General features: G+C 63.2%; 32 protein-coding genes. 14 read left to right on the top strand and 18 right to left on the bottom strand.

From position 1 onward, the window contains the following. Window positions 1-2: 2 nt before the first annotated feature. Genes ASD58_RS05550 through ASD58_RS05530 form a run of 5 tightly spaced genes read left to right on the top strand, consistent with a single transcriptional unit; the run spans window position 3 to window position 4,132 of the window. On the top strand, window positions 3-1,679 hold the full coding sequence (locus ASD58_RS05550; RefSeq protein ID WP_057260103.1) for a cbb3-type cytochrome c oxidase subunit I: 1,677 nt from the start codon (window positions 3-5) through the stop codon (window positions 1,677-1,679). 1 nt (window position 1,680) lies between these two features. Further along, window positions 1,681-2,298 carry a cbb3-type cytochrome c oxidase subunit II gene (locus ASD58_RS05545; protein WP_057260102.1) on the top strand — a complete coding sequence of 206 codons (618 nt, stop codon included), beginning with the start codon at window positions 1,681-1,683 and terminating at the stop codon, window positions 2,296-2,298. Next, window positions 2,285-2,893: a cytochrome c gene (locus ASD58_RS05540; RefSeq protein ID WP_057260101.1), complete on the top strand. Its 609-nt coding sequence runs from the start codon at window positions 2,285-2,287 to the stop codon at window positions 2,891-2,893. The genes ASD58_RS05545 and ASD58_RS05540 overlap by 14 nt, the downstream gene beginning before the upstream one ends. Next, the gene (locus tag ASD58_RS05535; protein ID WP_162252989.1) at window positions 2,850-3,527 is read left to right on the top strand and encodes an SCO family protein; all 678 of its coding nucleotides are present in this window, start codon (window positions 2,850-2,852) and stop codon (window positions 3,525-3,527) included. Before ASD58_RS05540 ends, ASD58_RS05535 begins: the two co-directional genes overlap by 44 nt. After that, a complete protein-coding gene (locus ASD58_RS05530; RefSeq protein ID WP_057260100.1) occupies window positions 3,524-4,132 on the top strand; it encodes a hypothetical protein in 609 nt (202 codons plus the stop codon). The genes ASD58_RS05535 and ASD58_RS05530 overlap by 4 nt, the downstream gene beginning before the upstream one ends. Window positions 4,133-4,155: 23 nt before the next feature. Here ASD58_RS05530 and ASD58_RS05525 read toward each other — a convergent pair whose 3' ends face one another. Genes ASD58_RS05525 through ASD58_RS05510 form a run of 4 tightly spaced genes read right to left on the bottom strand, consistent with a single transcriptional unit; the run spans window position 4,156 to window position 9,145 of the window. Beyond that, a complete protein-coding gene (locus tag ASD58_RS05525; protein ID WP_057260099.1) occupies window positions 4,156-4,791 on the bottom strand; it encodes an FABP family protein in 636 nt (211 codons plus the stop codon). A gap of 18 nt (window positions 4,792-4,809) precedes the next feature. Continuing rightward, window positions 4,810-7,455, bottom strand: a complete 2,646-nt coding sequence (locus ASD58_RS05520) for an EAL domain-containing protein (protein WP_057260098.1) — start codon at window positions 7,453-7,455, stop codon at window positions 4,810-4,812. Window positions 7,456-7,457: 2 nt separating this feature from the next. Continuing rightward, complete coding sequence (locus ASD58_RS05515; protein ID WP_057260097.1) at window positions 7,458-7,880, bottom strand: hypothetical protein; 423 nt, start codon at window positions 7,878-7,880, stop codon at window positions 7,458-7,460. A gap of 14 nt (window positions 7,881-7,894) precedes the next feature. Next, window positions 7,895-9,145, bottom strand: coding sequence for a hypothetical protein (locus ASD58_RS05510; protein WP_229209902.1), 1,251 nt, complete (start codon window positions 9,143-9,145; stop codon window positions 7,895-7,897). A 229-nt stretch (window positions 9,146-9,374) separates the two neighbouring features. On the opposite strand from ASD58_RS05510, the gene ASD58_RS05505 reads away from it, so the two are divergent. Further along, on the top strand, window positions 9,375-9,794 hold the full coding sequence (locus ASD58_RS05505) for an NUDIX hydrolase (RefSeq protein WP_057260096.1): 420 nt from the start codon (window positions 9,375-9,377) through the stop codon (window positions 9,792-9,794). Here the strand turns inward: ASD58_RS05505 and ASD58_RS05500 are convergent, their stop codons facing one another. Next, window positions 9,795-10,535, bottom strand: a complete 741-nt coding sequence (locus tag ASD58_RS05500; RefSeq protein WP_057260154.1) for an SDR family oxidoreductase — start codon at window positions 10,533-10,535, stop codon at window positions 9,795-9,797. It abuts the gene before it with no gap. Between the two features lie 26 nt (window positions 10,536-10,561). Beyond that, window positions 10,562-10,804: a hypothetical protein gene (locus ASD58_RS05495; protein WP_057260095.1), complete on the bottom strand. Its 243-nt coding sequence runs from the start codon at window positions 10,802-10,804 to the stop codon at window positions 10,562-10,564. 95 nt (window positions 10,805-10,899) lie between these two features. Here ASD58_RS05495 and ASD58_RS05490 point away from each other — a divergent pair, with 95 nt between their 5' ends. The 5 genes from ASD58_RS05490 to ASD58_RS05475 all read left to right on the top strand — a co-directional run bounded on the left by ASD58_RS05490 (window position 10,900) and on the right by ASD58_RS05475 (window position 14,416). Further along, a complete protein-coding gene (locus ASD58_RS05490) occupies window positions 10,900-12,300 on the top strand; it encodes a PLP-dependent aminotransferase family protein (RefSeq protein WP_200951571.1) in 1,401 nt (466 codons plus the stop codon). A 64-nt stretch (window positions 12,301-12,364) separates the two neighbouring features. After that, the gene (locus tag ASD58_RS31105) at window positions 12,365-12,889 is read left to right on the top strand and encodes a hypothetical protein (RefSeq protein ID WP_156401172.1); all 525 of its coding nucleotides are present in this window, start codon (window positions 12,365-12,367) and stop codon (window positions 12,887-12,889) included. 90 nt (window positions 12,890-12,979) lie between these two features. Continuing rightward, window positions 12,980-13,435, top strand: a complete 456-nt coding sequence (locus ASD58_RS05485) for a bacteriohemerythrin (RefSeq protein WP_162252988.1) — start codon at window positions 12,980-12,982, stop codon at window positions 13,433-13,435. Between the two features lie 99 nt (window positions 13,436-13,534). Further along, window positions 13,535-13,951 carry a DoxX family protein gene (locus ASD58_RS05480; RefSeq protein WP_057260093.1) on the top strand — a complete coding sequence of 139 codons (417 nt, stop codon included), beginning with the start codon at window positions 13,535-13,537 and terminating at the stop codon, window positions 13,949-13,951. A gap of 60 nt (window positions 13,952-14,011) precedes the next feature. Then, complete coding sequence (locus tag ASD58_RS05475; RefSeq protein ID WP_057260092.1) at window positions 14,012-14,416, top strand: universal stress protein; 405 nt, start codon at window positions 14,012-14,014, stop codon at window positions 14,414-14,416. Here ASD58_RS05475 and ASD58_RS05470 read toward each other — a convergent pair. The 6 genes from ASD58_RS05470 to ASD58_RS05445 are packed head-to-tail and all read right to left on the bottom strand — an operon-like array spanning window position 14,413 to window position 19,667. Continuing rightward, window positions 14,413-15,156, bottom strand: coding sequence for a YoaK family protein (locus ASD58_RS05470; RefSeq protein ID WP_057260091.1), 744 nt, complete (start codon window positions 15,154-15,156; stop codon window positions 14,413-14,415). The genes ASD58_RS05475 and ASD58_RS05470 overlap by 4 nt on opposite strands. A 26-nt stretch (window positions 15,157-15,182) precedes the next feature. Then, window positions 15,183-16,094, bottom strand: a complete 912-nt coding sequence (locus tag ASD58_RS05465) for a dihydrodipicolinate synthase family protein (protein WP_057260090.1) — start codon at window positions 16,092-16,094, stop codon at window positions 15,183-15,185. Window position 16,095: 1 nt separating this feature from the next. Beyond that, window positions 16,096-17,367 (bottom strand): FAD/NAD(P)-binding oxidoreductase, encoded by a 1,272-nt coding sequence (locus ASD58_RS05460; RefSeq protein WP_057260089.1) that lies wholly within the window; start codon window positions 17,365-17,367, stop codon window positions 16,096-16,098. Continuing rightward, the gene (locus ASD58_RS05455) at window positions 17,364-17,606 is read right to left on the bottom strand and encodes a (2Fe-2S)-binding protein (protein ID WP_057260088.1); all 243 of its coding nucleotides are present in this window, start codon (window positions 17,604-17,606) and stop codon (window positions 17,364-17,366) included. Before ASD58_RS05455 ends, ASD58_RS05460 begins: the two co-directional genes overlap by 4 nt. Beyond that, window positions 17,599-18,720, bottom strand: a complete 1,122-nt coding sequence (locus ASD58_RS05450) for an FAD-binding oxidoreductase (protein WP_057260087.1) — start codon at window positions 18,718-18,720, stop codon at window positions 17,599-17,601. The genes ASD58_RS05455 and ASD58_RS05450 overlap by 8 nt, the downstream gene beginning before the upstream one ends. Window positions 18,721-18,722: 2 nt before the next feature. Continuing rightward, window positions 18,723-19,667 carry a 4-hydroxyproline epimerase gene (locus tag ASD58_RS05445; RefSeq protein WP_200951570.1) on the bottom strand — a complete coding sequence of 315 codons (945 nt, stop codon included), beginning with the start codon at window positions 19,665-19,667 and terminating at the stop codon, window positions 18,723-18,725. Between the two features lie 101 nt (window positions 19,668-19,768). Here ASD58_RS05445 and ASD58_RS05440 point away from each other — a divergent pair, with 101 nt between their 5' ends. Together ASD58_RS05440 and ASD58_RS05435 are read left to right on the top strand one after the other, a co-directional pair. After that, window positions 19,769-20,524: an AraC family transcriptional regulator gene (locus tag ASD58_RS05440; protein WP_057260086.1), complete on the top strand. Its 756-nt coding sequence runs from the start codon at window positions 19,769-19,771 to the stop codon at window positions 20,522-20,524. A gap of 5 nt (window positions 20,525-20,529) precedes the next feature. Then, window positions 20,530-21,036: a YcxB family protein gene (locus tag ASD58_RS05435; protein ID WP_057260085.1), complete on the top strand. Its 507-nt coding sequence runs from the start codon at window positions 20,530-20,532 to the stop codon at window positions 21,034-21,036. A gap of 40 nt (window positions 21,037-21,076) precedes the next feature. Here the strand turns inward: ASD58_RS05435 and ASD58_RS05430 are convergent, their stop codons facing one another. From ASD58_RS05430 to ASD58_RS05405, 6 genes are read right to left on the bottom strand one after another with little or no spacing between them, the layout of a single operon-like run. Continuing rightward, window positions 21,077-21,700, bottom strand: coding sequence for a glutathione S-transferase family protein (locus ASD58_RS05430; protein WP_057260084.1), 624 nt, complete (start codon window positions 21,698-21,700; stop codon window positions 21,077-21,079). Window positions 21,701-21,727: 27 nt separating this feature from the next. Next, window positions 21,728-22,456, bottom strand: a complete 729-nt coding sequence (locus ASD58_RS05425; RefSeq protein ID WP_057260083.1) for an ABC transporter ATP-binding protein — start codon at window positions 22,454-22,456, stop codon at window positions 21,728-21,730. Next, complete coding sequence (locus ASD58_RS05420) at window positions 22,446-23,204, bottom strand: ABC transporter permease (RefSeq protein ID WP_057260082.1); 759 nt, start codon at window positions 23,202-23,204, stop codon at window positions 22,446-22,448. The genes ASD58_RS05425 and ASD58_RS05420 overlap by 11 nt, the downstream gene beginning before the upstream one ends. Then, on the bottom strand, window positions 23,192-23,629 hold the full coding sequence (locus ASD58_RS05415) for a hypothetical protein (protein WP_057260081.1): 438 nt from the start codon (window positions 23,627-23,629) through the stop codon (window positions 23,192-23,194). The genes ASD58_RS05420 and ASD58_RS05415 overlap by 13 nt, the downstream gene beginning before the upstream one ends. Continuing rightward, window positions 23,626-24,207, bottom strand: a complete 582-nt coding sequence (locus ASD58_RS05410) for an SCO family protein (protein WP_057260080.1) — start codon at window positions 24,205-24,207, stop codon at window positions 23,626-23,628. Before ASD58_RS05410 ends, ASD58_RS05415 begins: the two co-directional genes overlap by 4 nt. Further along, a complete protein-coding gene (locus ASD58_RS05405; RefSeq protein WP_057260079.1) occupies window positions 24,204-25,220 on the bottom strand; it encodes an ABC transporter substrate-binding protein in 1,017 nt (338 codons plus the stop codon). Before ASD58_RS05405 ends, ASD58_RS05410 begins: the two co-directional genes overlap by 4 nt. 129 nt (window positions 25,221-25,349) lie before the next feature. Here ASD58_RS05405 and ASD58_RS05400 point away from each other — a divergent pair, with 129 nt between their 5' ends. Next, the gene (locus tag ASD58_RS05400; protein ID WP_057260078.1) at window positions 25,350-25,793 is read left to right on the top strand and encodes a universal stress protein; all 444 of its coding nucleotides are present in this window, start codon (window positions 25,350-25,352) and stop codon (window positions 25,791-25,793) included. Window positions 25,794-25,802 lie beyond the last annotated feature (9 nt).

The following is a 25,802-nucleotide window of genomic DNA, read 5'->3' as shown; positions in this document are numbered from 1 at the left end:
ATGTGGATACCGTCACCATACTGCTGTCTTCTTTCATTCTCTCGGTCACCGGCTTGCTGGTGTTTATCTGGTCGCTGCGGCACCGCCTGTTCAACGCCACGTCCGCAGCCGCCAATGTGATCTTCTCGCCGGGCGAGATCGGCCACGTCGAAGAACCGGCAGCCAGCCCGGAGCAGCGCGCCGGACTGGCGCAAGCAGTAGAGGGACAGGACCGGCGGGCGCCCAGCGCCGCCGAACAGGCCGCCATGCAGCAGGAGCTGGCGGAACGGGTGGCGGCCGATCGATCCAGTGCATTTGTCACCTTTGTTTTCCTGTCCTGCGCCGTGGTCTGGCTGCTGGTGGCCACGGCGGCCGGACTGACCAGTTCCATCAAGCTGCATGAGCCGGACTGGCTGGCGCAATACCCCTGGCTGACTTTTGGCCGCATCCGCACCATTCACCTGAATGCAGTCGCTTATGGCTGGGCGCCGATGGCGGCGCTGGGCATCGCGATCTGGCTTCTTCCACGCCTGCTGAAGACCCACCTGGCCGGCGGGCGTTTTGCCATTTTTGGCGCCATGCTGTGGAATGCCGGCCTGATCGCGGGCCTGGGCTGCATCGCGGCCGGCATCAGCGATGGCCTGGAATGGCTGGAAATCCCCTGGCAGGTGGACCTGTTGCTGGTGGCAGGCGGCGCCCTGGTTGGCCTGCCGCTGGTCTACACCCTGCAAAGCCGCAAGGTGCACCACTTGTATGTCTCGATCTGGTACATGGGCGCGGCTCTGTTCTGGTTCCCCATCCTGTTCCTGATCGGGAACCTGCCGGCGGTACACTTCGGCGTGCAGCAGGCGGCGATGAACTGGTGGTTCGGCCATAACGTGCTGGGGCTGTTCTACACGCCGATGGCGGTGGCCTCGGTGTACTACTTCCTGCCCAAGATTATCGGGCGGCCGGTGCAGTCGTACAACCTGTCCCTGCTGGGTTTCTGGACGCTGGCCTTCTTCTACGGCCAGGTTGGCGGCCACCACCTGATCGGCGGGCCCGTGCCGGGCTGGCTGATCACGCTGTCCATCGTGCAGAGCGTGATGATGGTGATCCCGGTGATTTCGTTCTCGATCAACCAGCACATGACCATGCGCGGGCATTTCTCGAAGCTGGTGTATTCGCCGACGCTGCGCTTTATCGTCCTCGGCGGCATGATGTACACCCTCAGCTCGATCCAGGGTTCGATCGAAGCCCTGCGCAGCGTGAACACGGTAGCGCACTTTACCCACTTCACGGTGGCGCACGCGCACCTGGGACTGTATGGTTTCTTCTCGATGGTGATGTTCGGCGCGATCTACTTCGTCATGCCGCGCGTCATGGCCTGGGAATGGCCATACCCCAAGCTGATTGCCCTGCATTTCTGGTTGGTGGTGACTGGCTTCGCAATCTATTTCATCGGGCTGTCGATAGGCGGCTGGCTGCAAGGGCTGGCAATGCTGGATGCCGGGCGGCCGTTCATGGATTCGGTCAACGTGACCATCCCCTGGCTCAAGAGCCGTACAGTGGGCGGCGCGATCATGACCATCGGCCACCTGGTCTTTGCCTGGCATTTCGCCGCCATGGCCCTGCGCTACGGCCCGCGCCGCGTGGGAGCGGCGCTGCTGCACGCCCGCAGCGATTCGCCGGCGCCTGCCAGCAACCTCGCGGGAGCCTGATATGCAAGACGAACTCAAACTCCTGGGCGGTGCCATGGTGACGCTGGCCCTTGCCACGTCGGCGCTGGTAATTGTGCCCCACGTGCAACTGCGCGCCAGCGAGGCGCCGGCCGGCCTGAAGCCTTACACCGCGCAGCAACTGCGCGGGCGCGAGGTGTACATCAGGAATGGCTGCGTGTACTGCCACTCGCAACAGCCGCGCGACAAGGCGCAGGCGCCGGACGACCAGCGCGGCTGGGGGCGTGCCTCGGTGGCGGCGGACTATTACTACGATACGCCGCACTTGCTGGGCACCATGCGCACCGGTCCGGACCTGTTCAACATCGGCGCGCGCCAGCCAAGCGCGGACTGGCACCTCGGGCATATGTTCCAGCCGCGCGCTTATGTGCCGGGATCGATCATGCCCTCCTACCCTTACCTGTTCGATTACAAGGAGGTCGCGGAGCCCGGCGACCGCGTGGTGAACCTGCCGCCAGGCTTCAAGCCTCTGGGCAAGGTGGTCGTGGCCAAGCCGGAAGTGCTGGACCTGGTGGCTTACCTGCAGTCGCTTGACCATACCTATCCTGTGCTGCCCGCGCCGCAAGCCAGGAAAGAAGGAGCGCCCAATGCCGCAAAATGAATTTGGCGCGCAGCAGCGCGAGAATCCCGATCCGACCGAGAAGGACCGGCCGATTCCCTGGTATGTCCTGCTTGGCGTCGGCCTGGCGCTGGCTTGGGCAGTCACTTATATCCTCACGGTGCGGGACGATGACCCGGCACTGGGCGACAGGCGCACCATGTCGACCTTGCAGGCCAAGGCTGGCGGCGCGGCCGGCGCCGGCGGCGCTGTCGATGGAGCGCAAGTGTATGCGGCGCAGTGCGTGGCCTGCCACCAGGCGACTGGCGCCGGCTTGCCGGGCGTGTTTCCGCCGCTGGCCGGGTCGGAGTGGGTGACGGGGGCGGAAAACATCGCCGCGTCCATCCTGCTGCACGGAGTGAGCGGCAAGCTGACCGTGAAAGGTTCGGCATATAACGGACAAATGCCCTCGTTCAAGGATAAATTGAGCGATGCGGAGATTGCTGCCGTGTTGAGCCATATCCGCAGCAACTTCGGCAACAGCGCGGCCAAAGTGGCGCCGGATGCGGTCAAGGCAGCGCGCGATGCGACTGCCGAGCGCAAGGACCCGTTCAATGGAGACGATGATCTCGCCAAACTCGCCAAGCCAGCCAATTAAAGGGGATTTGCCGCGCACATTGGCGCTGCTTGCCTGCATGTCTGCTGTCGCGGCAGTGGCGCTATGGCAGGCCACCATGGGCTTTCGCGTAGTCTCCACCGAAGAAGGACGGCGGCTGGCCATCGCCGAGGCGCCGTTGGCCCTGCCCCGTGTCGACCTGGCGCTGCCGGGTCCCGGGGTATCGGCGCGGCGGATCAAGTTGCCGGCACTGCTGGCGGCCGATAAGCGGCCCGCGATCGTCACGTTTTTTTATGCGCGCTGCAACGCCGTTTGCTCAGTCCAGGGCACCGAATTGCAGCAGATGCAGCGTGACATCCTGGCCCGTGGCCTGCAGGGCAAGCTGCGGCTGCTGACGATTTCTTTCGATCCACGCGATACATTGGACGACCTGATGCACTATGCGTCGCGCATGCGGGCCGACGCGCAAGTGTGGCAGTTCGCCGCCGTGCCGGATGCGGTGCAGCGCCAGGCATTGCTGGACCAGGTCGGGATCATCGTACTGCCGGCGGAAATGGGGGAATTCCAGCACAACGCCGCCTTCCATGTCGTGACGCCGGACGGCCAGCTGGCGCAGGTGGTCGACTATGAGCAGCCGGAGGCGGCCCTGGCGGCGGCGCTGGAGACGGCGCAATGAGCGCTGCTACGCGTGGCGCGAGGCAGCTTGCTCTGCCGGCAGCAGTCCTTGTCGCGGCGGCGCTGCTGCTGCGCGGCTCGCTGGAGGCGTCCATGGCGCTGCATATGGCGCTCCAGCTTCCAATGATCGCCATCGGCGGCGCGCTGGCCGGCCTTGCCGCCGCCCGCAGTGCGCCGCGACTGGCGCTTGCGATAGCGCGATGGGACGCGCATGGTCTGGCCGGCCTGGTGTGGCTGCTGCTCTCCAGCGCCTATTGGATGGTGCCGCGGGCGCTCGAGCAGTCGCTGACCATGGCACTGGCCGAAGCGGGAAAATTCGCCAGCCTGTTCCTGCTCGGCTTCCTGCTGCCCGGCGCGCTCGCGCGCGCAGCGGCGGTCATCCAGCTTTTCTTCCTCGGGAATTTCTGCGCCATGATGGCCATCACGGGCATGCTGTACCAGGACATGCCGCAACGCCTGTGCAATGCCTACAGCCTGGACGACCAGGTAGTCACCGGCGTCGGCCTGGTAGTGGCCTCTATCGGCATTGCAGCGGCATGGTGCGTGTGGCAGCTCCCCGCCCTGGCCGGCCAAATAGCGGCGGCCGGGGGCGACGGTACGCGCTGACTTGTTCCTTCGCGCGCCGGCTATTACTTGCGTGCCAGCGGATTAGGAGTCGGCTCGGCCACCTTGTGCAGCAGGTTGCGGTCGACGTGATGGAACGGCTCCGATTCCTTGCCGCGCAAGAGCATCACGGTGTCTTCCTCGTAGCCCCAGGTGCCATCGTCGTTGATGGTGACCTTGATGCGGTACTCGGTGGTCTTGAAGCCGAATTCCAGGAATGGATTGGAGCAGATGCCGTAGGTATTCTGCTCGCGCTGCGCCACCAGTTCGAAGGATTTGGCATCCGGCGCTGCGGTGCCGGATGCCATGGCGATCTGGCCGCGCGGGATGGCCAGGGTCTGGATCACGGTATTGGTGGCCGGTTCCCACAGCCAGTAGCCAACCTGCTCGTGGTAAGTCTTGACGTTGTCGGGCTTGTTGATGATCAGGACGTAGCGCAGGCCGTAGAACAGCTGCGGCCCGTTGGTGACCGGGTCGATCGGCTGCAGCTCGATGCGCTCAACATAGGCCTGCTTGCGCGGGCCGTCCGCCTTCGGCTTGATATCGAGGCCGCGCTGGCCTTCCCAGATGCCGGCCATGGCGGTCAGCGGGCCGAGGTTGGCCAACGTGTCCATGTCGATATTGGAAGGTTCGGTGTAGATGTCGTTACTGTATTCGCTCATTTAATGCTTGTTCATTCATCAGGGAGCAAGCATTGTAACCTCCGCGCCGGATTCTTCGCCGAGCAGCATGGCGGTGATTTCCTGCGGCGGCACCGGACGGCTGAACAGATAGCCCTGCATCTCATCGCAGCCATGCTGCTTCAGGAAGCTGCGCTGCTGCTCCGTCTCCACGCCCTCCGCGATCACGCGCATGTCAAGCTGGTGCGACAGCGAAATGATGGCGCAGGTGATGGCCTGGTCGTCGGGGTTGGCCACCAGGTCGCGCACGAAGCTCTGGTCGATCTTCAGGCGGCTGATCGGGAAGGACTTCAATGCCGCCAGGCTGGAATAACCGGTGCCGAAATCGTCGATCGCCAGCGTGATGCCCATCGCTTCGAGCTGGCGCATCTTGGCCACCGACTGCGCGGTGTCGCGCATGATCATGCTCTCGGTGACTTCCAGCTCCAGCCATTGCGGGTCCAGCCCGCTCCACTTGAGGGCGGCCGCCACACGCTCGACCAGGCGCGGGTCGTCGAACTGGCGCGCCGAGACATTGACCGACACCACCAGCGGTGGCAAGCCGGCGTTTTGCCAGGCGCAGGCCTGGCGGCACGCTTCGCGCAGCGCCCATTCGCCGATCGGGATGATCAGGCCATGCTCTTCCGCCAGTGGAATGAACTGTGCCGGCGACACCGCACCACGCTGCGGATGCTGCCAGCGCAGCAGCGCTTCCACGCCGAACATGCGGCCCGATTCCAGGTTCACCTTGGGCTGGTAGGCCAGCGAGAACTGCTGTTCTTCCAGGGCCTTGCGCAAGCCTTCGGTCAGTGCCAGCTTTTCTTCCAGGCCGGCGTTCATCTCGCGGGTGTAGAACTGGCAGTTGTTCTTGCCGCTGTCCTTGGCGCGGTACATGGCGGCATCGGCATGCATCATCAGCGTATCGACATCGCGGCCGTCGCGCGGATAGACGGCAACGCCGATCGAGCAACTGACCTGCATTTTCTGCCCTTCCAGCATGATCGGAAGCACCACGGATTCGAGGATCTTGTTCAGCAACGGCACCAGCACCAGCGGATTGTCGTTCACGTGCGGCAGCACCAGCACGAATTCGTCGCCGCCGAAACGGCCCACGGTGTCTTCGCGCCGCACGCAGCCAACCATGCGGCCAGCTACTTCCTTCAGCAGTTCATCGCCGGCGTTGTGGCCCAGCGTGTCGTTGACCAGCTTGAAGCTGTCAAGGTCGATGAAGGCCACCAGCACCGATTCGCTGTTGCGCTCCGCGTGCGCGATCGATTGCTCCAGGCGGTCGCAAATCAGGCTGCGGTTCGGCAGGCCGGTCAAGGTGTCATGGTGCGCCATGTGGTAGATGCGCTCCTCGGCGCGCTTGCGCTCCGTGATGTCGCGCACGATCGCCACTACCCCGCCTTCCACGCCCACCACCTGCCAGTGCAGCCATTCCGCCTGCAACTGCGGCACCATATTCGGGCCCTCTTCCTGGTGCACGCCGCCGTGCATGGTCACGTATGCCAATCGCTCGAACATGCCATTATGGCGCGCCGCCGGCATCCAGCCGCACAGGGTTTGCGCGCGCAGTTCGGTGCGGCTGCGGCCAGTCAGTTGCTCGGCCCTCAGGTTGACGGCGGCGAACTTGAAGTCCACCACCACGCCATCCTTGTTGCGGATGGCGCGCAGCACGAAGAAGGCATCCATATTCGACTCGGAGGCAGCGGCGTAGGTTTCCTGCGCACGGCGGATGCGGCGGCGCGCCTTGGCACCCTGCCAGACGCAGGCCCAGACCAGGGCCGCCAGCAGGATCAGCACCGCGCTGGCAACGCCTGCTTCCCACAGCAACTGGCGGCGTTGGGCCGCGAAGCCGGCCATCTGCTCCTGCTCCGACAGGCCCACCATGGCGCTCAGGCGCAAGCCAGCCAGCTGGCGCACCGCCATATAGCGATTGACGCCGTCCAGCTTGAGGGCGACGGGCAGGCCGCGGCGCGCCTGCAGGGCCGCCAGGTCGATCTGTTGGCCGAACGATTGCTTGTCGCCCACGCGCAGCGCGCGCACCACGCCGTCGTCGCCGACCAGGCCTAGCATGCCGTGTTCGCCCAGGCGGCTGCGTTCATAGCCACTGGTAAAGTACGCCGGCTCGACTTCCACGATCACCACGCCGGAAAATTCGCCCTCCTTGTCGTCCAGCCGGCGCGTGAAATGCAGGTGCCAGTCCTCATTTGCTTCATCGCGCATCGCATGCGAAATGAAGGTGTAGCTGCTGCGGTGCTGCTGGTGGAAGCGGAAGTATTCCTGCTGCGCGACATTGATCGACAGCGCTGCAGGATTGCTGGCAACCGTATTGCCCTGGGCATCGACGATGCTGACGATGAATACCAGTCCGGACGGCAGCAAGCCATGCGCCTGCAGTTCCGGCAAGGCGCCTTGTGCGCCGTGGCTCTCCGCACTGTACTTCAGCACTTGCAAGGTTTGCTCGATGCCATTGATACTGCGCGCCACCTGCGCTTCGTAAGTGGCGATCAGCTCACTGGCCGATTCGGCGGCCAGTTCGCGCGAAGCGGCGGCCTCGCTGTCGATGAAGTGCAGCGTGGTGCCCCATACCACCGCAAGCAGGACGATGGTGAACAGGGGCAGCGAGACTTGCGTCTCAAGGCACATGCGCAGCCAGCGTTTCATGATCAGTGCACCACCAGCACCGGACGCACGCTGCCATCGAGCGCGCTGCGGTCGATGTAGCCGATCAGGTTAGGGTTATCGGCCACCAGCTTGCGCACCGCCTGGCTATTGGGCAGTTCACGCGGTGGCTGGCCGCGGCCGGTGAAAATCCTCTTGGTCCAGTAGGCCTTCATCAGTGCCGGGGTGCGGCTGGCCACCTTCAGGTAGAAGTCGTCGCGCAGCGGGGAGCCGATCGGCAAATCGAGCGCTACCACTTCGCCTCCGTCAGGGAAGCGCGTCGCTTCGGAGAGGAAGATATCGGCGACCTGCTCCGCGCGCAGGCTCGTGATGGGGCTGCGCGCGGACACCACCACCACCAGTTCGGCAGCGGCAGCGGCGCTGGCAAGGAGCACAAGCAGCAGGCAGCAAAGGAGTTTCCGGATCATCTGCAGCTCCGATATCAGAAGACGAAGTCCACCGAGGCGGTGAACACGCCGAAACTGCGGCCGTAACGGTAGCCGGGCTGGATATTGGACAGCGTGCCGCTGGTGCCGCTGCGCGGGCGCACGCGGTCGAACTGCAGCTTGACGGCGGCGTTGCTGGTGGCATCCCAGCGCATGCCAATGCTGGTACTGTCCTGTTCCGCGATCATGCTAAGCAGGCCATTCAACTCCATATTCAGGCGCTGGCCGGCGGACGCATAGGGAGGCGGCAGCATTGACAAGTCCAGGCCGGCAACCTGGTTCGGCGTATTCGCAACCACCTTGCTGAAGATGGCATAAGGCGTGAAGCTGCCCAGGCGATAACCGCCACTGACATAGCCGGCGGTCTTATCGCCCAGCATGGAGCGCGCGTTGATGCGCCCTATTTCGCCCATGGCGAACCAGTTGCCCGGATCATACGAAGCTCCGATGCTAAATACCGTGGCGCGCTTGCGGTCCGGCTCATAACGGCGCGCCAGCACCTCACCCTGCGGGCCGAATTGGCGAATGGCAGAGAACAGGTCTTGCAGCAGCGGGGTTTCCAACTCGCCCTGGATGGCAGTGGCGCGCACGGTCAGCGCTCCGGCGGTGCTGGTGTTGGAAATACCCGCCAGCTTGTGCGCCCTGACGCGCGTAACGTCGGACAGAGGCACGCTGGTGCCGCCGAACAAGACTTGCGTGGTGTTCTTTACATTGCCGACGTTCCAGCGGTAGCTGGCGTCCACGCCATCGCTGTTACTGATCGGGAGCGAGGAATACAGTTCCACCGGCGTGCGCACGGAAGTCAGCGCGTAGCTGGCCTTGCGGTAATCGCCCGACAGGAACAGCGGCAGCGCAATCCGGCCCAGGCGCAGGCTCAGTTCCGGCGATACCTGGTATTGCACATTCGCCCATTCGACCTTGGGCGTCCACGAATGCGTGAGATGGCGCTCGGCCACCACCTGCAGCACGGCCGACCAGTGGCCGCCATTATTGTACGTAAGCTGCGTGCCGAGGCGGCTGTCCACTGCGTAGCTCCAGTCGCGCGTGGCGCCAGCCTCGCCGGGATTCAGCGGATTGGCTGCATAGTCGGCCTGCTTCTCGCTCGAATGCGCGGCGCTCAGGGTGCCGAAGCCGCCGAAAGTCCAGGTGCCGTCCTGATCCCCCGTGTGCCCGGCATGTGCGGCAGGCTGCACGAGCAGCGCTCCGGCAACGGCGATCAGGACAGGCGTCTGGTGCAGCTTTGGCATAATGGCACTCTTGGCAAGAAACGTCGGCAATAAAACAGCGCCGCCTGCCGGTCCTGGCTTGCGTGCGCGAATATTTGGTGTGGGTAAAAAGACTGGGCGTTGGGGGCACGCCTTCTGAATTCTCACACTTTATAACAGTGCTTTGTGACTGTCGAGAAGTTTCCCTAGAGTACTTTCACTATCTATTGGGAAATCATAAAATGTGGCAAAAAGCAAAGGAATCAAGGACATGCAGCAAGTTTCATGTGGCACCCTGGTGCTCAATTCAGCCCGCCAGGTACTGCTTTGCCATGTAACCGGGACCGCCAGCTGGGACATTCCCAAAGGCTTGCAGGATCCCGGCGAAACGCCGCTGCAATCGGCACGCCGCGAATTATTCGAAGAAGCCGGGCTGGATTTCGATGCCGCCCTTTTCGAAGACCTGGGCGAATTCAGCTATCGCCCCGACAAGCGCCTGCACCTCTTCAAAGTGGAGACCGGCGACCAGCTGTGCAGCCTCGATCACCTGCGCTGCACCAGCTTCTTTCCCCACCAGCGCACCGGCGAGCCGACGCCGGAAGCCGATGGCTTCCGCTGGGCCTCGCGCGCGGAACTGAGTTCCTTGTGCTGGCCGCGCATGGCGACGCGGCTGCTGTCGATCGACTGGTGATCAGGCGCCGCCGGAGACGCGGATCGTCGTGCCGGTGATATAGCGCGCCGCGGGCGATAACAGCCACACAGCAGCTTCCGCGATTTCTTCCGGCTCGCCGACGCGCCCCATCGGGATGCGGGCCGCCACCCGCGCCGGCCTTCCCGCATCACCGGAAGTGGCGTGGATATCGGTCTGAGTGGTTCCCGGCGCCACGCCGCAGACGCGGATGCCCTCGGGTGCGACCTCTTTGCCAAGGCCCATGGTGAAGGTGTCGACTGCGGCCTTGCTGGCCGCGTAAGTCACATATTCATTCGGACTGCCCGCTGTCGCCGCCGTGGAGCTGATATTGACGATCACCCCGCCCTGGCCCTGCGCCCGGAACGCCGCCAGTGCACGGCGGCTGGCCTGCATCAGGCCCAGAACATTGGTGCGGAACACCTGCTCCACGGTCGCCGCACTGGTATCGGCAAACGTCCCCAGCCCGCCCGTGATGCCGGCATTGTTCACCAGCCCCGTCACCGGCCCCAGTTCACGTTCGACCGTGGCGAACAGGCGCTCGATATCCTCGTCGCGCGCCACATCCGCCTGCACCGCCAGCGCCCGGCCACCGGCCGCTTCGATGTCCGCCACCACCCGCGCAGCCGCATCGGCGTCGCGCTGGTAGTTCACGGCCACCGCCCAGCCATCCGCCGCCGCCCGGCGCGCGATGGCAGCGCCAATGCCTCGGCTGGCGCCTGTCACGATCAGTATCTTTTCCATGTTCATCAGTTTGCGAGCTCCTCGTATTATGGGAAGGTCAAGTCCAAGCCTAACATCCTGCCAAGGACGACGGTGGCGAGCCCCAGGCCCAGGAGCGATAGCGCGAACCCTGCCGCCACCTTGCCGCCCGCGCGCAGCACCGCCCGCCTCTCCTTCGCCTTCTCCGGCTCCTTTTTCCCTTGATCGTAATGCCACTTGATCGCGAAGAACATGCCCGTGCCGAGCACGAGAACCTTGAACGTAACGAGGACTATAGGGATCCATTCCATATTTTGAGTATTTCCAGGCTATGACTTGACACTATGGCGTTGCCACACTTTCTGAAGCATACTACTTGAAAGCAATTTCCATACATTGAGACAAATTGTCCCAGTTGAAAACCGTACAAGATCAAAATTTGGCAATCTGGCTGCCGCGATTGGCCGTGCACGGCGGACCACGTTTTCTGCAGATTGCGGATGCCTTGCAGGCGGCGGTGGCGGACGGATCGCTGACACCGGGAGACCGCCTGCCTCCGCAGCGCCAGTTGGCGGCGCAGCTGGACGTCGACCTGACGACAATCACGCGCGCCTACGATGAAGCCCGGCGCCGCAACTTGCTGGAAGGCCGCGGCGCGCGCGGCACCTATGTCGCAGCGCCGAAAGTCGAACTGGCCTCGATCCTCGACCTGAGCATGAATACCCCGCCACCGCCGGACGGCGTGGACTTCGACGACATGTTGAAACAAGGTTTGTCCCAGGTACTGATGAGGGCAGACAATGAATTGCTGATGACTTACCATTTGGCCGGAGGTAGCGACTCCGACCGCCAGGCCGGCGCCAAATGGCTCGAACCGATGTTTGGGCATCAGGATTTCCGGCAGGTGGTTGTCTGTCCGGGTGCGCAAGCGGCGATCGCCGCACTGATCCTTGCGCTGACGGAGCCTGGCGGCGTTATCCTGGCAGAGCCAACGAATTACCCCGGCTTGCGTGCCGCAGCGAGCCAATTCGGACGGCACATCATTGCGGTGGATGCGGACAAGCACGGGATGGTGCCGCAGATGCTTGAGGAAGCGTGCCGCCAACATAAGCCTGGGCTGGTCTACCTCAATCCGACTTTACAGAACCCGACCGCCGTCACCATGCCGGAAGGCCGGCGCAAGGAGCTGGCCAGCATCGCGCAGCGCTGCAATGTACGCATCGTCGAGGACGATCCCTACTGGCTGCTTGCCGATGCCGCGCCAACACCTCTTGCCACGCTTGCCCCGGAACAGGTGTACTACATCTCAACCCTGTCGAAATGCCTGACGCCCGGCTTGCGCGTCGCCTACGTGCTGATACGCGACCCGCACGAACGCGAACGTTTCCTGGTCGCGCTACGTTCATTTGCGCTGATGGTCGCTCCCCTGACAGCCGCACTGGCCACGCAGTGGATCTTCGACGGTTCGGCTGAGGGACTGATGGCAGGTGTGCGCAACGAGGCGCGCCTGCGCCAGCGGATGGCCCGGGATATCTTCGCGGGGCGGTACTGCGGCACCGGGGACGGCCTGCATGTATGGCTCGAGTTGCCGGCGTACTGGAACTCCTCGCAGCTTGCGCGCGCCGCCGACAGCGAGGGCATCGCAGTTACAACGGCGGAGGCATTCGCAACCGGCGGCCCATCGGGGAATGCGATTCGGATCAGTTTGGGTAACGTCAAGGACCGTGGACGCTTACAGGCCGGTCTTCAACGGCTGTCCCATCTGCTTGTGCGGCGCCCCGAGCCGTTCAACCCTGCTGTGGTTTAACTGTCCAGGAAACACCCAAGAGCTGACTTGCCCCATTGCCTTTGTTATAGAAAGAATCCCCAGCATGGTTAAAGGTATTTTTCTTTTATTGATAGCTGTGTATTGCAACATGGCCAATGCGTGCACATGCGGCTTTTTGTATCTGGATACGCCTGCCGCCCGTAGCGCACAACAAATATTCATTTTTCGCCTCGTTTCAGCACAGGTCAGCGAGAGCCCGCCTGATCGCCTGGGGCATAGCGAAGTAATCGCGCGCATCAAGATCGTCTCCCAACTCCGCGGAGTATCGAATCATGTCAGTGAACTATCCTTCTCGACTCAGCGCTGCTGTGGCACGCGGCTGGATGTTGGTGGCTATTTCGTAGCATTCCTTCCGCCAACCGGGACACGTTTTGCAGCAAACAATGGGAATGTTGTGGAGATTGATCCCTTCGATCTGGAAAATAAACAGGCAAAGATCAATGCTGTACTTGCCGGCAAGCTGCGTTTCGAAGACGTATTTTCACGAGGCGATATCGACCGAACCGAACAGGAGCCCGTACCGGCACCACCCTGCCCTCTATCGCGCGGTGGCAAAACAGCTTCCTGAAGGGGTAGGTGAACAATACGCCAGTTGATCTGGGTCATGGAATCCCTGTCTGCGCCGGGCGACACTGGCGGAATAGACAAGGAGACCACCATGCAACGCCTCGAATGGAGCCCGCTGCTGGAAACTGGCGTGGCCGAGATGGATGCTTCCCACCGCGCCTTGCTGCAAGCCATTCACGCAACCATCGACGCCGACGATAGCTCGCTGCCGAGCCGCATCGCCGGGCTGCTTAGCGCCCTGGCCCTCGATTTCGCCGAGGAAGAAGCCTTGATGGACCAGCTTTATTACCCCACGGAGCATGAACACCGCGCAGCCCACCGCCGGGCACTGGCGGCGCTGCAGCACGCCCTGCCCGTCGCGCAGGCCGATCCCGCCGGTGCCCGCGCCCTGCTCGAACGGCTGCCGCGCTGGTTCCTCGGCCACCTGAGCGCGATGGATTTGCCGCTCGCCGTGGCGGTGGAAAACGCCGGCCACCCGCATAGCCAACCCTCCAACGCCAAATTAAGGCAGCAACTGGCCTTGCTTCTACAGGAGCAATCCATCTGATTTGACGATACATTGCATCTAAATATATTGGCTTCCAGAATAGGTCTGTGCGGCATAAGATGACTTCATCAACAACACATTCCCTGAAGGAGTCACACCATGAATAACCAGACCAACGCCGCCGTCCTGCCACTCATCGGCCGCATCCTGATGGCTGCCATTTTCGTGATGAGCGGCATAGGCAAGATCGCCAATCCTGGCACTACCCTTGGCTACATCAACGCCATGGGGCTGCCGTTCCCTGAACTGGCGCTGGTCGGCGCGATCGGCATCGAAGTGGTCGGCGGCCTGCTGCTGGTGGCCGGCTTGTACACGCGCCCGGTGGCACTGGCATTGGCCGGGTTCTCGATTCTGACCGGCTTGGTCTTCCACAGCGCGATCGCCGACCAGAACCAGATGATCCACCTGATGAAGAACCTGGCGATGGCTGGCGGCTTGCTGCAGATTGCCGCCTTCGGCGCAGGAAGCCTGAGCATCGACGCCCGCCGCATCCACAGTGCGCTGCGCACCGCCTGAGTAGTTGCAGGCATGTGGCGGAACATTTTAGACTGCGGCACCTGAAGGAGATTTCAAGAGATGTTTCGCCACATTCTGATTCCAAGCGACGGCTCCGCCGCTTCGCAACTGGCAGTGAACGCCGCCCTGCGCATGGCCCGCGAAAGCGGTGCCCGCGTCACGGCGGTTCACGTGCTTCCGGAAGAACCGGCACTGGCCAGCCTGGCCGCCGCGCCTGACGAGAACTCGATCCTGGCCGACATCGCGCGCCAGGCAAATACCCTGCACGTGGACTGCACCACGCTGGAAGTGCACGGCGACCAGCCACATGCCGCCATCATTTCCACCGCCTTGCAGCGCAACTGCGATCTGATCGCAATGGCCTCGCGCGGGCGCAGCGGCCTTGCCAGCCTGATGCTGGGCAGCCAGACACAGAAGGTGCTCACGCACAGCAAGATCCCGGTACTGGTGTTCCGCGAAGGCTAGCGGCGCACGGCAACCAGGTCGTCGTAGATCGGGACTGCGGCCATGGCCAGCAGCACACAGGCCAACGGCAGCACGGCACCAAAGCCCACTGCCTTGAAGCCGAAAGCGCCGGCCAGTGCGCCAACGAAGAAGGAAGACACCAGCGCAGCGAGGATCCTGACCCGCTTCCAGTCGGCCGCCACGCGAGGCACGGCCTGGTCGTCGCGGTTCCAGTAAAGCGCCTTGCCGGTTTCGATGCCAAGGTCGGTCACGATGCCCGTCATATGCGTGGTCCGGATTTCCGCGTTGGACAGCTTGGTGATCACGGCATTCTGCAACCCCATCATGAAGCACAGGAGCATAACCGTGGCCGGCAGCACGAACACGTCGATCGCCTGCAGGCGGGTGCCCATCACGCCGAATGCCAGCAGCAATACCGCTTCAACCAGCAGCGGCAAGGCAAATTCACTGTGAAGCTGGCGGCGGCGGGCAAAATTCACCATGATGGCGCAACAGGCTGCGCCAGCGATAAAGGCCAGCAAGGCCCCGGCACAGTCCAGTGCGGCGTCGATGGCGCCCAGCGCCAGGTCGTCGGCGGCAGATGACAGGATGCCTGTCATATGGGAGGTGTACTGCTTGACGGCGAGGAAGCCGCCAGCGTTGGCCGCCCCGGCCACGAAGGCCAGGGCGATGCCGAGGTGGCGATTAGCCTGGGCGGCGCGCTGCCGCCCTGTCAGGCTTCTTACATAATTGATCGGCATTCGTCCTCGGCATAAGCTCTGACCTGTTACAGGTAAGCGCTGACGTCGGGACGGGTTGCCAGGGCCTGCTGCACCACCTGCACCACGAACTCGCGGTCAGCGCCGCGCAGTGGCTGGCGTGGGCGGCGAACGTTTTCGTTGCCGACACCTACCAGTGCTTCCACCAGTTTCAGATTTTGCACCAGCTTGGTCGAAACGTCGAGGTGCAGCAGCGGCATGAACCATTGGTACAGTTTCAGGGCTTCGGCCAGGCGGCCGGCTTTCACCAGCTTGTACAGGGCCACCGTCTCTTTCGGGAAGGCCACCACCAGGCCGGCCAGCAGGCCGTCGGCGCCTACTGCCAGGCCCTCGAAGGACAGGTCGTCCACGCCCATGAAGATGGCGTAGCGGTCGCCCACTACATTGCGCAGGTCGGTCACGCGGCGGATATTGTCGGTCGATTCCTTGATTGCTTCCAGTTCTTCGCAATCCGCCAGTTCCTTGAAGTCGGCCGGGGTCAGGTCGACTTTATAGGTCACAGGGTTGTTGTACACCATGATCGGCAGCTTGGCGGCCTTGGCGATGGTGCGCAGATTGGCCTTGGCTTCGAATGCGTCGGCAGCGTACAGCACGGAAGGCATCACCATGAAGCCGTCCACGCCCAGGTCGCGCGCTTCCTGCACATAGCGCTCGGCGTTGGCGGTGCGGGTTTCGCTGACGTTGGCCAGCACTGGCACGCGGCCATTCGCTACCTTGACGGCGGTCTTGGCGACAGCCAGCTTCTCTTCGAACGACAGGGTGCTTGCTTCGCCCAGGGAACCGCAGGTCACCAGGCCGTGGCAGCCGCTGTCGATCATGAAGGAGAAGTGCTTCTCCATTTCTGCGTGGTCCAGCTCCTCATTCGCGTGGAATTTGGTGGTTACTGCAGGGAATACGCCTTCCCATTTGATTGCTGCCATTTCAAGTCTCCTTGTGAGGTTCGAGGGTGATAATGCTGCCGGCACGTGCCGGCGAGATCGGTGTACGCACGGCGTCCGGACGCCATCCGTACAGGAAATCGGTTGCGTTGCCGCAGATGCGGCCCTGGCAGGGGCCCATGCCGCAGCGGGTGTGCAGCTTGGCGCTGCGCCAGCTCGCGTGTTCGCGCAATGCGTCGTGGCAGACGTCTTCGCAGCGGCAGACGATGGTGTCGTCTTGCGCCAGCCTGCGCAATTCTTCGCGCGGGGCGAAAGTGCAGGCCAGACGGGCGGCAAAGCCCTGCCATCGGGCCCGCTCGGTAAACAGTTCCTGCGCCACGCCTTCGCCGCAGGCCGCCAACCCGGCGATCCGGCCCTCGACCAGGGCGAGGTCCACGCCGCCAACGCCGGTGCCCTCGCCTGCGCACAATACGTTCGGCACGGAGGTCCGCTGCCAGGGGTCGGTCTTTACGGCGCCTTGCCCAATCTCGCAACCAAGCGCACGGGCAAGTTCGGTGTTTGGCAACAGGCCATACCCGCAGGCGAGGTAGTCGCAGTCGATATCGAGCTTCGTCCCCTTGCGGTGCACCTGCACGGATGTCAGTTGCACGTCGCCGCTGGCTGATGTCACATAACTGTTGGCAAAGTACGGAATGCCGCGCAGGGCAAGGCCAAGTTTCGCGGCCTGCACTGCCTTCGACGGCGCCAGCGCCAGGCCGGCGGCGAAGCGTGCCAGGGCCGGCATGCCCGCTTGTTCGACAATGGCCCCGACGATCGCGCCCCGCTCTTTCAGCGTGGCAGCGACGGCCAAAAGCAGCGGGCCGGTGCCGGCAACCACGACGCGCTTGCCCTGCACAGGGTAGCCGCCCTTGGCCAGCGCTTGCAGGCCGCCCGCGCCGGTTACGCCGGGCAGTGTCCAGCCGGGGAACGGCAACAGCAATTCGCGCGCGCCGGTGGCCAGGATCAACTGGTTGTAGCGGATGGTGCGGGCCTGGTCGGCATCCTGCACCAGCAATTCACCGGGCTGGGTTTGCATCAGCACGCGAGTCCCGGCCAGCATGGTCACATTGCTTGCCGCTTCCACTGCCTGCCAAAGCTGGCGTGCACGCTGGTCGGACTGTTTCGCCGGGCCGCCGCGCCAGATCTGGCCGCCGGCCAGCGGGTTGTCGTCGACGATGGCGATGCGGCGCTCGCTGCCGCTGCCTGCCGCTGCATGCGCCGCAGCCAGGCCCGCCGGGCCCGCGCCGACGATCAGGATGTCAAAGAATTGCGTCATGGCGCAGCTCCCGTCTGCACGTCCATCCCCGGGCGGCAAAGCGTCTGGCAGGACAGCACATGCGCCCGGCCGTTGATGGTGACGCGGCATTCCTGGCAAACGCCCATGCCGCAAAGCGGCGCGCGCAACTGCCCGCTGACCGAGCGGCGCGTCACGCCTGCAATGGCAGCGGCAACGGTGGTGCCCTCAGAGACGGTCGCGCCATAACCGTCGATAGTCAAAGTGATGCAATCAGCCATACGCCCTCCCCTGCGCAGCAAAGCGGCTCGGCAAGTACGGTCGCGCATCGATGCCCGCCTGGCTGCCTGTCATCTGGGCTGCCAGCAATTCCGCAGTCGCAAGCGAGGTCGTAATGCCAAGTCCTTCATGGCCGGTGGCCAGCCACACGTTGCGGCGCGACAGGTCCGGCCCGATCAGCGGGAGGCCATCCGGCGTCGCCGCACGCAAGCCGGTCCAGCAGCGCAGCACGTTCAGCCCCGCCAGCGCGGGCGTGTACTCCACCGCACGGGCCAGCATGCGCGCCATCATCGCCGGTTCCGCTGCCAGGTCGACGGTATCGAATTGCCGCGAGGAGCCGATCAGCACCTGGCCGGTTGGCCGCGGCTGCAGGTTGAACGCCACCGATTCGCCTTCCGACGCGTGGGCGCTCTTGATATATCCAAGCTCCACCAGTTGGTGGCGCACAAATCCCGGATAGCGGTCGGTAATCATGACGTGGCCCTTCTTGGGCCGCAGCGGCAGGTCCGGTGCCAGCGCCAGGCAGCGCGTGCCCGCGGCAAGTACCACCTGCCCGGCCGCCAGGCGCGAGCCGTCCGCCAGTAGCACACCGCCATCTTCCAGTGCCACGACTTCGCCCGTGACCAGCGACGCGCCGCGCGCCACTGCGCGTGCCAGCAGGATGCGCGCACTCTTCGGCGGGTACACCAGGCCATCGCCCTGCACCAGCAAGCCGCCGGCCAGGTGCGGCCGCAAGTTCGGCTCCAGGTGGTACAAATCCTGGGCGCCGATCACATCGCACTCCAGCCCGTGGGCCGACATGGTGGCTGCCTTGGCGCGCGCGGCCTCGAGTTCTTCATCGTCCGCAGCGACCCAGATGGTGCCGCAACGGCTGTATTCGTGACGCTGGGATTGGCCGTCCACCAGCTCCTTCCATAACTCCAGCGAATGCGAGCTCAGGGCCAATTCAGCCGCGTTGTCGTCCATGGCCACCAGGTGGCCCATGCCGGCCGCAGTAGCGCCGCTGCCGACCACGTCGCGCTCGACGACGGTCACGCGCAAGCCCTGTGCCGACAAGGCATCGGCGCACGCTGCGCCGATAATTCCCGCGCCGACGATCAGGACATCCGGTTTCATGCTCAACGAATTCCCCAGACAAATGGATCGTTCGGATCCAGCACCAGGGTCGAGGTCGCGTTCACCCAGGCCTTGCCGCGAATGCTGGGCAGCACACGCTCGCCATCGCGGCGATAGGAACCTTCGAACACGCTGCCGACGATGCTTTCCTGACGCCAGACTTCACCTTCAGCCAGTTTGCCGTCTGCAGCCAGGCAGGCCAGCTTGGCGCTGGTGCCGGTACCGCAAGGCGAACGATCGTAGGCATTGCCAGGGCATAGCACGAAGTTCCGGCTGTCGCCCAGGCCGCTGCGGGAATCGGCAAACAGCTCGATATGATCGATCAACGCGCCGTTATCGCCGCTGATGCCCTGTGCTTCCAGCGCATCCTTGATCGCGGTGGTGTAGGCCGACAACTCGCGCACATTGCCAAGTTCGAGTTGCCGGCCATGGTCGGACACCAGGAAGAACCAGTTGCCGCCCCAGGCGATATCGCCGCGCACCACGCCATAACCCGGCACGTCGACCGGCACGCCAGTCGCCTTGCGCCACGACGGCACATTGTTCACGGTCACGCTGCCATCGTCATGCAACTGCGCTTCCACCACGCCCACCGGCGTATCGATGCGGTGCACGCCGGCGCTCAGGCGGCCCATGAAAGCCAGTGACGCCACCAGTCCGATGGTACCGTGGCCGCACATGCCGAGGTAGCCGACATTGTTGAAGAAGATGACGCCTGCTGCACAATTCGGCGCATGCGGCTCGCATAGCAGCGCGCCCACCAGCACGTCCGAGCCGCGCGGTTCGCACACTACGCCGGAACGGAACCCGTCATGCTCGCTGCGGAAGCGCGCCAGGCGTTCATGAAGGGGACCGGTGCCCAGGTCCGGACCGCCGTCTATCACCAGGCGGGTCGGTTCGCCGCCGGTGTGGGAATCGATAATGGCTATGGTTTTCATGCTTGCCATCTTATGCCTTCCCTGCGCCGCCGTCTTGCATCGCCGGACTGCCGAAGGTGACGAAATCTGCACAATCGTGTAAAAATAGACAAACTCACCGGGAGGACGGCATGTCAGTACATCTTTTACACAGCACGGCGCGCAGCGACCTTGGCGCCCGGATCGGCGATGTTTTCTTCGCGGAGCCCTTGTTTGACGCGCTGCCCGACGTGGTGTTTTTCGTCAAGGACCGCGCGGGACGCTATGTGGTGGTGAACCAGACCCTGGCCCGGCGCTGCGGGATGAAGGACAAATCCGGCCTGCTGGGCAAGACCGCCAACGAGGTGTTTGCCGCGCCGCTCGGACAGCGCTTCCAGGCCCAGGACCAATCAGTGCTCGATGAAGGCGCGCAGATCGAAGACCAGCTCGAGCTGCACCTCTATCCCAACCGCGATCCGGGCTGGTGCCTGACGCAAAAGCGGCCCTTGCGCGATGGCCACGGCGCGATCGTTGGCCTGGCCGGCGTGTCACGCGACCTGGCGATGGCCGACCACAAGAATCCCGCCTATCACAAGGTCGCCGATGCGGTTCGCCTGATCCACGACAAGTACGGCGAAACCCTGACCTTGCCACAACTGGCACGCACGGCCAATATGTCGGTAGCGCAGATCGAGCGCTACTTCGAGCGCATCTTCCACCTCACGCCGCGACAGATGATCATCAAAACGCGCCTTGAAGCCGCCTCGCGCATGCTGGCCGGCGACTCCAGCGTGTCGGACATTGCCCAGGCCTGCGGCTACGCCGACCACAGCGCCTTCACCCGCCAGTTTCGCGCTACCGTCGGCGTGACACCGAGCGAATACCGCCTGTTACTCAAGGAAGGCTGACTCACATGCAATCCAGCTTCAATTTCTGCTTTTCGGAAGACCACTTGATTACCTCGCTTCTTCGCTATCGGCAGCAGGTCTGGTGGCGGCGGCCTTTTATTGGGTTGAAATGGCTGCTGGCCCTTCTCTTTAGTGCGTTTCTTGCATTTGTCATTTGGCGGGGCTATGGAACGCTTGCCGGCATTACAGGCGGCATTCTCGGAATGCTGCTCGCCGGTTGGCCCATCGATAAGTGGGTGAGCCGCAGGCGATTCAGAAAGTCGCCATTTCACAACGACGACATTGCGCTATCGATGTCCGACAATGGCGTACACATTGTGGGCCGGGACAGCGAAGTAAAGATTGGATGGGCGACCTTTACCAAGGCACGCCGCTTCAAGGATGGCCTGCTGCTCTTCCAAGGCCCCGCTTACTTCAATTGGTTGCCAGACTCGGCCGCAGTTGATGCGGCCACAGTGACCAGCGCACAGGAACTGGCTCGATCGCACATTAAAGACTATTGCGAAATCTGACTGCCGCCGCACAGCGCGTCTGGCTTTCCCGCATAGGCCATCAAGGAATTCCGTTTCGGCCGAACTCGCGGTAAGCGGGACGTTCGAGCAGGCGTTCGATGTAATCGGTGACGGCCGGGTAGCCGGGACGGTCGATTGGTGTCATCAGCCAGCGATTCAGGGACAGGCCGAGGAGGATGTCGGCTAGCGTGAACTGCTCGCCGGCCGCGAACGGGCCGCCTGCCGCAAGGTGCTGGTCGAGTATGCCGACGTTGCGGTTCCATGCCGCGGCGCTGGCAGCGATCTGTGCGGGATCGGTAAACGCTGGACTCTTGCGCACCAGCGCCATGAAGGCATAGCGCCAGGAGGGGTTCAATTCCGTCGCCTGCCAATCCATCCATTGCTCGACACGGGCACGGGCTTGCGGGTCAACCGGCAGCAGGTCGAGGCGCCCTGCCTTACCGCACAGGTAGCGGCAAATGCTGTTCGATTCCCACAGTACGAAGTCGCCGTCGATCAGTACCGGCACCATGGCATTGGGATTCAGGGCAGTGAATTCGGGCACGTTTGTGGCGCGGTAGCCATCGCCCCAGTCTTCACGCTCATAAGGCAAGCCGATTTCGGAAAGCGTCCACAGTACTTTGCGAACATTGATGGAAGTTGGTTTCCCCAAAAGTTTAATCATAGGTTTCAAGGTACTGTTACGGGTTTCTCACAACCCTAGTTGCGAAAGGATTTCTTCTTTCAGTTGCTGAAGTTCCGGAGTCGACAGCTTGCGCGGATGCGGGTGTTCGACCTTGAAGCTGGCCTGGATGCGGGTCGGCCGCGGCGACAGCACGAGGATGCGGTCGGCAAGGTAGATCGCCTCCTCCACATCGTGCGTGATCAGCAGCACTGTGTGGCGCTCTTCGGACAAGACCCGCAGCAGTTCATTGCGCATCTTGAGGTTCATCAGCGCGTCCAGCGCGGAGAACGGCTCGTCCATGTAGAGGATTTCCGGCTTCACCACCAGCGCGCGGGCGATTTCGGCGCGCTTCAGCATGCCGCCTGACAGTTCGTGCGGATAGGCGTTCTCGAAGCCCTTCAGCCCTACCATCTCGGCATAGTGATCGGCCAGGGCGGCCTTGTCGCCATGCTTATCGCCATTGAGGCCGAACATCAGGTTCTGCTGCACCGTCAGCCATGGGAATACGGAGCCGTGCTGCGAAATCACGATTCCCTTCGGGCTGGGCCTGGTCATCGGCTTGCCATCGATCACAACCGAGCCTGCGTCGGGATGCTCGAAACCCGCCACGATTTTCATCAGCGTCGACTTGCCGCAACCCGATGGCCCGACAATCGCCACGAACTCGCCCTCGGCAACGGAAAAATCGACGCCATCGACCACCGGCAGCGCATTGAAATTCTTCTTGATCTGGTTGACGGAAATCTTAGCGTCCATAGCGCCACCTTACGACTTTGAGTTTTTCCAGCAGGCGCATGATGCCGTCCAGCGCCAGCCCGATCAGTCCGATGATGATCATGCCCGCGATAACCAAGTCATAACGGTTGCCCGCGTTGCGAGAATCGATGATCAGGTAACCGAGCCCGGAGCGCAGGGCGATCATTTCCGCTGCCACCACCACCAGCCAGGCTACGCCGAGCGAAATGCGCATGCCGACGATAATCTCGGGCAGCACGGCCGGCACAATCACCTGGCGAAACAGCCTGGAGCGCGAAACGCCGAAATTTTCCGCCGCGCGCAGGTAGCGCTTCTCGATGGTGTGCACGCCTGCCGCCGTCTGCACAATCATCGGGAATACGGCAGCAATAAAAATCAGGAACACCGGTGAAGCATTGCCGACCCCGAACCACAAGATCGCCACGGGAATCCAGGCAATCGGCGAAATCGGGCGCAGGATCTGGAACACCGGATTCAGGGTGCGGAAGGCGCCGTCGACGCGTCCCATCCACAGTCCCATCGGCACCGCCACCAGGATCGCCAGCGAGAAACCCATCCCCACCCGCATCAGCGAGGCGCCGATATGCTCCCACAGGCTGCCGTCCTCCACCAGTTCCATTGTGCCGGTGACCACTTGCCCCGGCGTCGGGAAAATCAGGCTTTCGGTGGCCACTACCGCGTACCACCAGATGGCGACAATCGCCAACAGCACCGCCAGCGGCGGCCAAAACTTGTTCAGTCTCTCCATGGGGCTTTGGATAACAGGGATTGAAGGCGCCATTGCAAGCGCTGCCAGCCAGGCAACGGCGTGGGCTTGACCACGACCGTCATCTGGCCGCTGGCGTGGGCGGTGCAGGCGAAGGGATGTTCACCCGCCTGCTCGAACGGCAGGTGGAAGTCCTGGCCCGGCATGATCAGCACGGGACCAAAAACCTGGGGCACGTTGTCGCTGTTGCGCAGCAGGAGCACGTCGTTGACGCCCAGCACGAGGGTAATGGTGTCGGGCAGGATCTCGGCCTTCTGCCCTGCCATCCGGCGTTCCCAGGTACCTTTCGGGATTTCGAACAGCGCGTCATGCGAAGCAGCTTTGATCGGCGCATACGCAGCCCAAGCCAGCGCGCCGGCACCAGCGGCTGCAAGCAGCAATGCGATGACAGCCGGCAGGCGCTTCATTGCCCCTTGGCCAGCAAGGTCACGTCGTGCACGATGTCGTCAGCCGGGCGGCCGAACGGCATCAACGCGCGCAGCCTGCCTTGCGGGTCAATGAAGTACAGGTAGGACGAATGGCCCATCGTATATTCGGTCTTGCTGCCTTCGACCATTTTCTTCGTGGCGGAGATGCCGTAAGCCTTGCGGATAGAGGCCATCTGTTCTTCGGTGCCGGTCAGGCCGATGAAGCTTTTGTCGAACTGTTCGAGGTAGGCCTTCAGCTTCGGCGCAGTATCGCGCTGCGGATCGACGGTAACAAATACCACCTGCAGCTTGTCGCCCATCGTCCCGAGGCGTTCGCGGGCCTGCTTCAGCAGCGCCAGCGACACCGGGCAAACGTCGGCGCAGCTCGTATAGCCGAATTCCAGCACCACTACCTTGCCGCGGTATTTGTCGAGCGCGAACTCCTGGCCGCCGGCCGTCTTCTGCGTGATCTGGGGCGCCATGCGCGGCGGGTCGAAGGTGCCGGACTTCAGCTTGTCGGCCGCCTGCGCGGTGGCGGCGGCCATAAGCAGCAACGCGAAAACATGCGAACGGCTCATAAGGCGATGCTCACCGGCTTGATGGACTTGACGAAGCTCTCGTCGACATAGGTTTCGAAGGCCACCGGGCGCTTCAACGTGCCCGCCTCGATCGAGAGCTTCATCAGCTCGTCGAATTCCGCGCGGATCATGCGCAGGTCGCCGTAAGTGACGCGGTCAGCCGGGTTATCCATCACGAACTGGATCACTTTCGGGTCCTGGTTGAAGAATTTCCGTGTGGAGGCAATTTTGGCGGCCTTGGCCCGGTTGGCCGGCGTGGCATCAAGCCAGTTGCCGGCAGCCTGCACATGGTTCACCAGGTCCTGCACCAACGGACGGTTGGACTTGATCAGCTCTTCGCGCACGGTCAGCACGCAGCAGATGTAGTTGCGCCATTCATCGCGCGTCATCGACAGCGGACGGGCATAGCCGGCCTTCTGCGCGGCAGCGCCAAAAGGCTCGCCGGTGCAATAGGCATCCACTGCATTGGCATACAGCGCGGCCGGCATGTCGGGCGGGGCCATTTCAATGATCTGCACGTCCTTCGGCGACATGTTTTCGCGCGCCAGCATCTTGCGCAGGAACAGGAAGTCCACCGCAAAACGGCTCGGGATCGCGATGCGCTTGCCGCGCAAGTCGGCAAAACGCTTATACGCGGAATCGGTGCGCACCATGATCACGGCGCCTGAGCGGTGCCCCAGCGAGACCACCTTGAGCGGTATCTTCTTGTCGGCCAGGTCCATCACCAGCGGCGCCAGCATGTAGGCCGCCTGGATGCGGCCCGTCATCAGCGACTCCTTGATCTCGGGCCAGCCGCTGTACTTGCTGAACTCGAACGCACCGCCGCGGGCGCTGCAGGCGATCGGCAAGGTCAGGTTGCAGGTCACCGGCAGGCCGCCAACGACCAGCGGGTCCGCCGCCTGTGCCGGCGATGGCAGCAAGGCGGCGCCCAGCCCCACTGCCGGCAGTGCCAGCGCACCGCCCAGCAGTTGGCGCCGGCGCAGGAAATGTCCATGTTCAATTAAGGTTGACATCCAAACATTCTAGCACTGGCTTGTCGACAAATATGTAGTAATCCTACAAAAATGAAACTTGACCCAGGTCATGGCCGCCAACAGTGCCGATGCGCAGACTTGAAGCATCAATCCACTGTGGAGCAAGCCATGTTCAAGCACATCCTCTTCCCGACCGACGGTTCCCCTGCGTCCGGCGCCGCGCTGCATTCGGCCATCAGGTTCGCGCAGGAAGCCGGGGCGCGCGTCACGGCACTGCACGTGATCCCGGAATTCCACATCTTCACCTATCACCCCGACATGCTGGAAGACACGCGCGGCGTCTACCTGAAAGACAGCGAAGTCCATTCGGCATCGGTGCTCGATGAAGTGGCCAAGGTCGCCAGCGATTACAAGGTACCCTGCGACGTCGTGCAACGCCGCTCCGACCAGCCCTACGAAACCATCGTCGCCACGGCCATCGATTACGGCTGCGACCTGATCGCCATGGCGACCCACGGCTACAAAGGCGTGAAAGGCATGCTGCTGGGGAGCGAGACCCATCGCGTGCTGCTCAACTCGCCGGTGCCGGTATTGGTGTTCCGGCCCCAGTAAACCTGAGGC

Origin of the sequence: Duganella sp. Root1480D1 (assembly GCF_001427305.1) — a bacterium.
Classification (GTDB): Bacteria; Pseudomonadota; Gammaproteobacteria; order Burkholderiales; family Burkholderiaceae_D; genus Rugamonas.
The sequence above is the reverse complement of the archived record's forward strand: the minus strand, read 5'-3'. Positions and strand labels throughout refer to the sequence as shown.

What these genes read in the sequence shown, in the direction of transcription:
- ASD58_RS05545 (WP_057260102.1), top strand. Translation starts at nt 1,681, where the DNA reads ATGCAAGACGAACTCAAACTCCTGGGCGGTGCCATGGTGACGCTGGCC.
- ASD58_RS05540 (WP_057260101.1), top strand. Translation starts at nt 2,285, where the DNA reads ATGCCGCAAAATGAATTTGGCGCGCAGCAGCGCGAGAATCCCGATCCG.
- ASD58_RS05535 (WP_162252989.1), top strand. Translation starts at nt 2,850, where the DNA reads ATGGAGACGATGATCTCGCCAAACTCGCCAAGCCAGCCAATTAAAGGG.
- ASD58_RS05530 (WP_057260100.1), top strand. Translation starts at nt 3,524, where the DNA reads ATGAGCGCTGCTACGCGTGGCGCGAGGCAGCTTGCTCTGCCGGCAGCA.
- ASD58_RS05525 (WP_057260099.1), bottom strand. Translation starts at nt 4,791, where the DNA reads ATGAGCGAATACAGTAACGACATCTACACCGAACCTTCCAATATCGAC.
- ASD58_RS05520 (WP_057260098.1), bottom strand. Translation starts at nt 7,455, where the DNA reads ATGAAACGCTGGCTGCGCATGTGCCTTGAGACGCAAGTCTCGCTGCCC.
- ASD58_RS05515 (WP_057260097.1), bottom strand. Translation starts at nt 7,880, where the DNA reads ATGATCCGGAAACTCCTTTGCTGCCTGCTGCTTGTGCTCCTTGCCAGC.
- ASD58_RS05510 (WP_229209902.1), bottom strand. Translation starts at nt 9,145, where the DNA reads ATGCCAAAGCTGCACCAGACGCCTGTCCTGATCGCCGTTGCCGGAGCG.
- ASD58_RS05505 (WP_057260096.1), top strand. Translation starts at nt 9,375, where the DNA reads ATGCAGCAAGTTTCATGTGGCACCCTGGTGCTCAATTCAGCCCGCCAG.
- ASD58_RS05500 (WP_057260154.1), bottom strand. Translation starts at nt 10,535, where the DNA reads ATGGAAAAGATACTGATCGTGACAGGCGCCAGCCGAGGCATTGGCGCT.
- ASD58_RS05495 (WP_057260095.1), bottom strand. Translation starts at nt 10,804, where the DNA reads ATGGAATGGATCCCTATAGTCCTCGTTACGTTCAAGGTTCTCGTGCTC.
- ASD58_RS31105 (WP_156401172.1), top strand. Translation starts at nt 12,365, where the DNA reads ATGGTTAAAGGTATTTTTCTTTTATTGATAGCTGTGTATTGCAACATG.
- ASD58_RS05485 (WP_162252988.1), top strand. Translation starts at nt 12,980, where the DNA reads ATGCAACGCCTCGAATGGAGCCCGCTGCTGGAAACTGGCGTGGCCGAG.
- ASD58_RS05480 (WP_057260093.1), top strand. Translation starts at nt 13,535, where the DNA reads ATGAATAACCAGACCAACGCCGCCGTCCTGCCACTCATCGGCCGCATC.
- ASD58_RS05475 (WP_057260092.1), top strand. Translation starts at nt 14,012, where the DNA reads ATGTTTCGCCACATTCTGATTCCAAGCGACGGCTCCGCCGCTTCGCAA.
- ASD58_RS05470 (WP_057260091.1), bottom strand. Translation starts at nt 15,156, where the DNA reads ATGCCGATCAATTATGTAAGAAGCCTGACAGGGCGGCAGCGCGCCGCC.
- ASD58_RS05465 (WP_057260090.1), bottom strand. Translation starts at nt 16,094, where the DNA reads ATGGCAGCAATCAAATGGGAAGGCGTATTCCCTGCAGTAACCACCAAA.
- ASD58_RS05460 (WP_057260089.1), bottom strand. Translation starts at nt 17,367, where the DNA reads ATGACGCAATTCTTTGACATCCTGATCGTCGGCGCGGGCCCGGCGGGC.
- ASD58_RS05455 (WP_057260088.1), bottom strand. Translation starts at nt 17,606, where the DNA reads ATGGCTGATTGCATCACTTTGACTATCGACGGTTATGGCGCGACCGTC.
- ASD58_RS05450 (WP_057260087.1), bottom strand. Translation starts at nt 18,720, where the DNA reads ATGAAACCGGATGTCCTGATCGTCGGCGCGGGAATTATCGGCGCAGCG.
- ASD58_RS05445 (WP_200951570.1), bottom strand. Translation starts at nt 19,667, where the DNA reads ATGGCAAGCATGAAAACCATAGCCATTATCGATTCCCACACCGGCGGC.
- ASD58_RS05440 (WP_057260086.1), top strand. Translation starts at nt 19,769, where the DNA reads ATGTCAGTACATCTTTTACACAGCACGGCGCGCAGCGACCTTGGCGCC.
- ASD58_RS05435 (WP_057260085.1), top strand. Translation starts at nt 20,530, where the DNA reads ATGCAATCCAGCTTCAATTTCTGCTTTTCGGAAGACCACTTGATTACC.
- ASD58_RS05430 (WP_057260084.1), bottom strand. Translation starts at nt 21,700, where the DNA reads ATGATTAAACTTTTGGGGAAACCAACTTCCATCAATGTTCGCAAAGTA.
- ASD58_RS05425 (WP_057260083.1), bottom strand. Translation starts at nt 22,456, where the DNA reads ATGGACGCTAAGATTTCCGTCAACCAGATCAAGAAGAATTTCAATGCG.
- ASD58_RS05420 (WP_057260082.1), bottom strand. Translation starts at nt 23,204, where the DNA reads ATGGAGAGACTGAACAAGTTTTGGCCGCCGCTGGCGGTGCTGTTGGCG.
- ASD58_RS05415 (WP_057260081.1), bottom strand. Translation starts at nt 23,629, where the DNA reads ATGAAGCGCCTGCCGGCTGTCATCGCATTGCTGCTTGCAGCCGCTGGT.
- ASD58_RS05410 (WP_057260080.1), bottom strand. Translation starts at nt 24,207, where the DNA reads ATGAGCCGTTCGCATGTTTTCGCGTTGCTGCTTATGGCCGCCGCCACC.
- ASD58_RS05405 (WP_057260079.1), bottom strand. Translation starts at nt 25,220, where the DNA reads ATGTCAACCTTAATTGAACATGGACATTTCCTGCGCCGGCGCCAACTG.
- ASD58_RS05400 (WP_057260078.1), top strand. Translation starts at nt 25,350, where the DNA reads ATGTTCAAGCACATCCTCTTCCCGACCGACGGTTCCCCTGCGTCCGGC.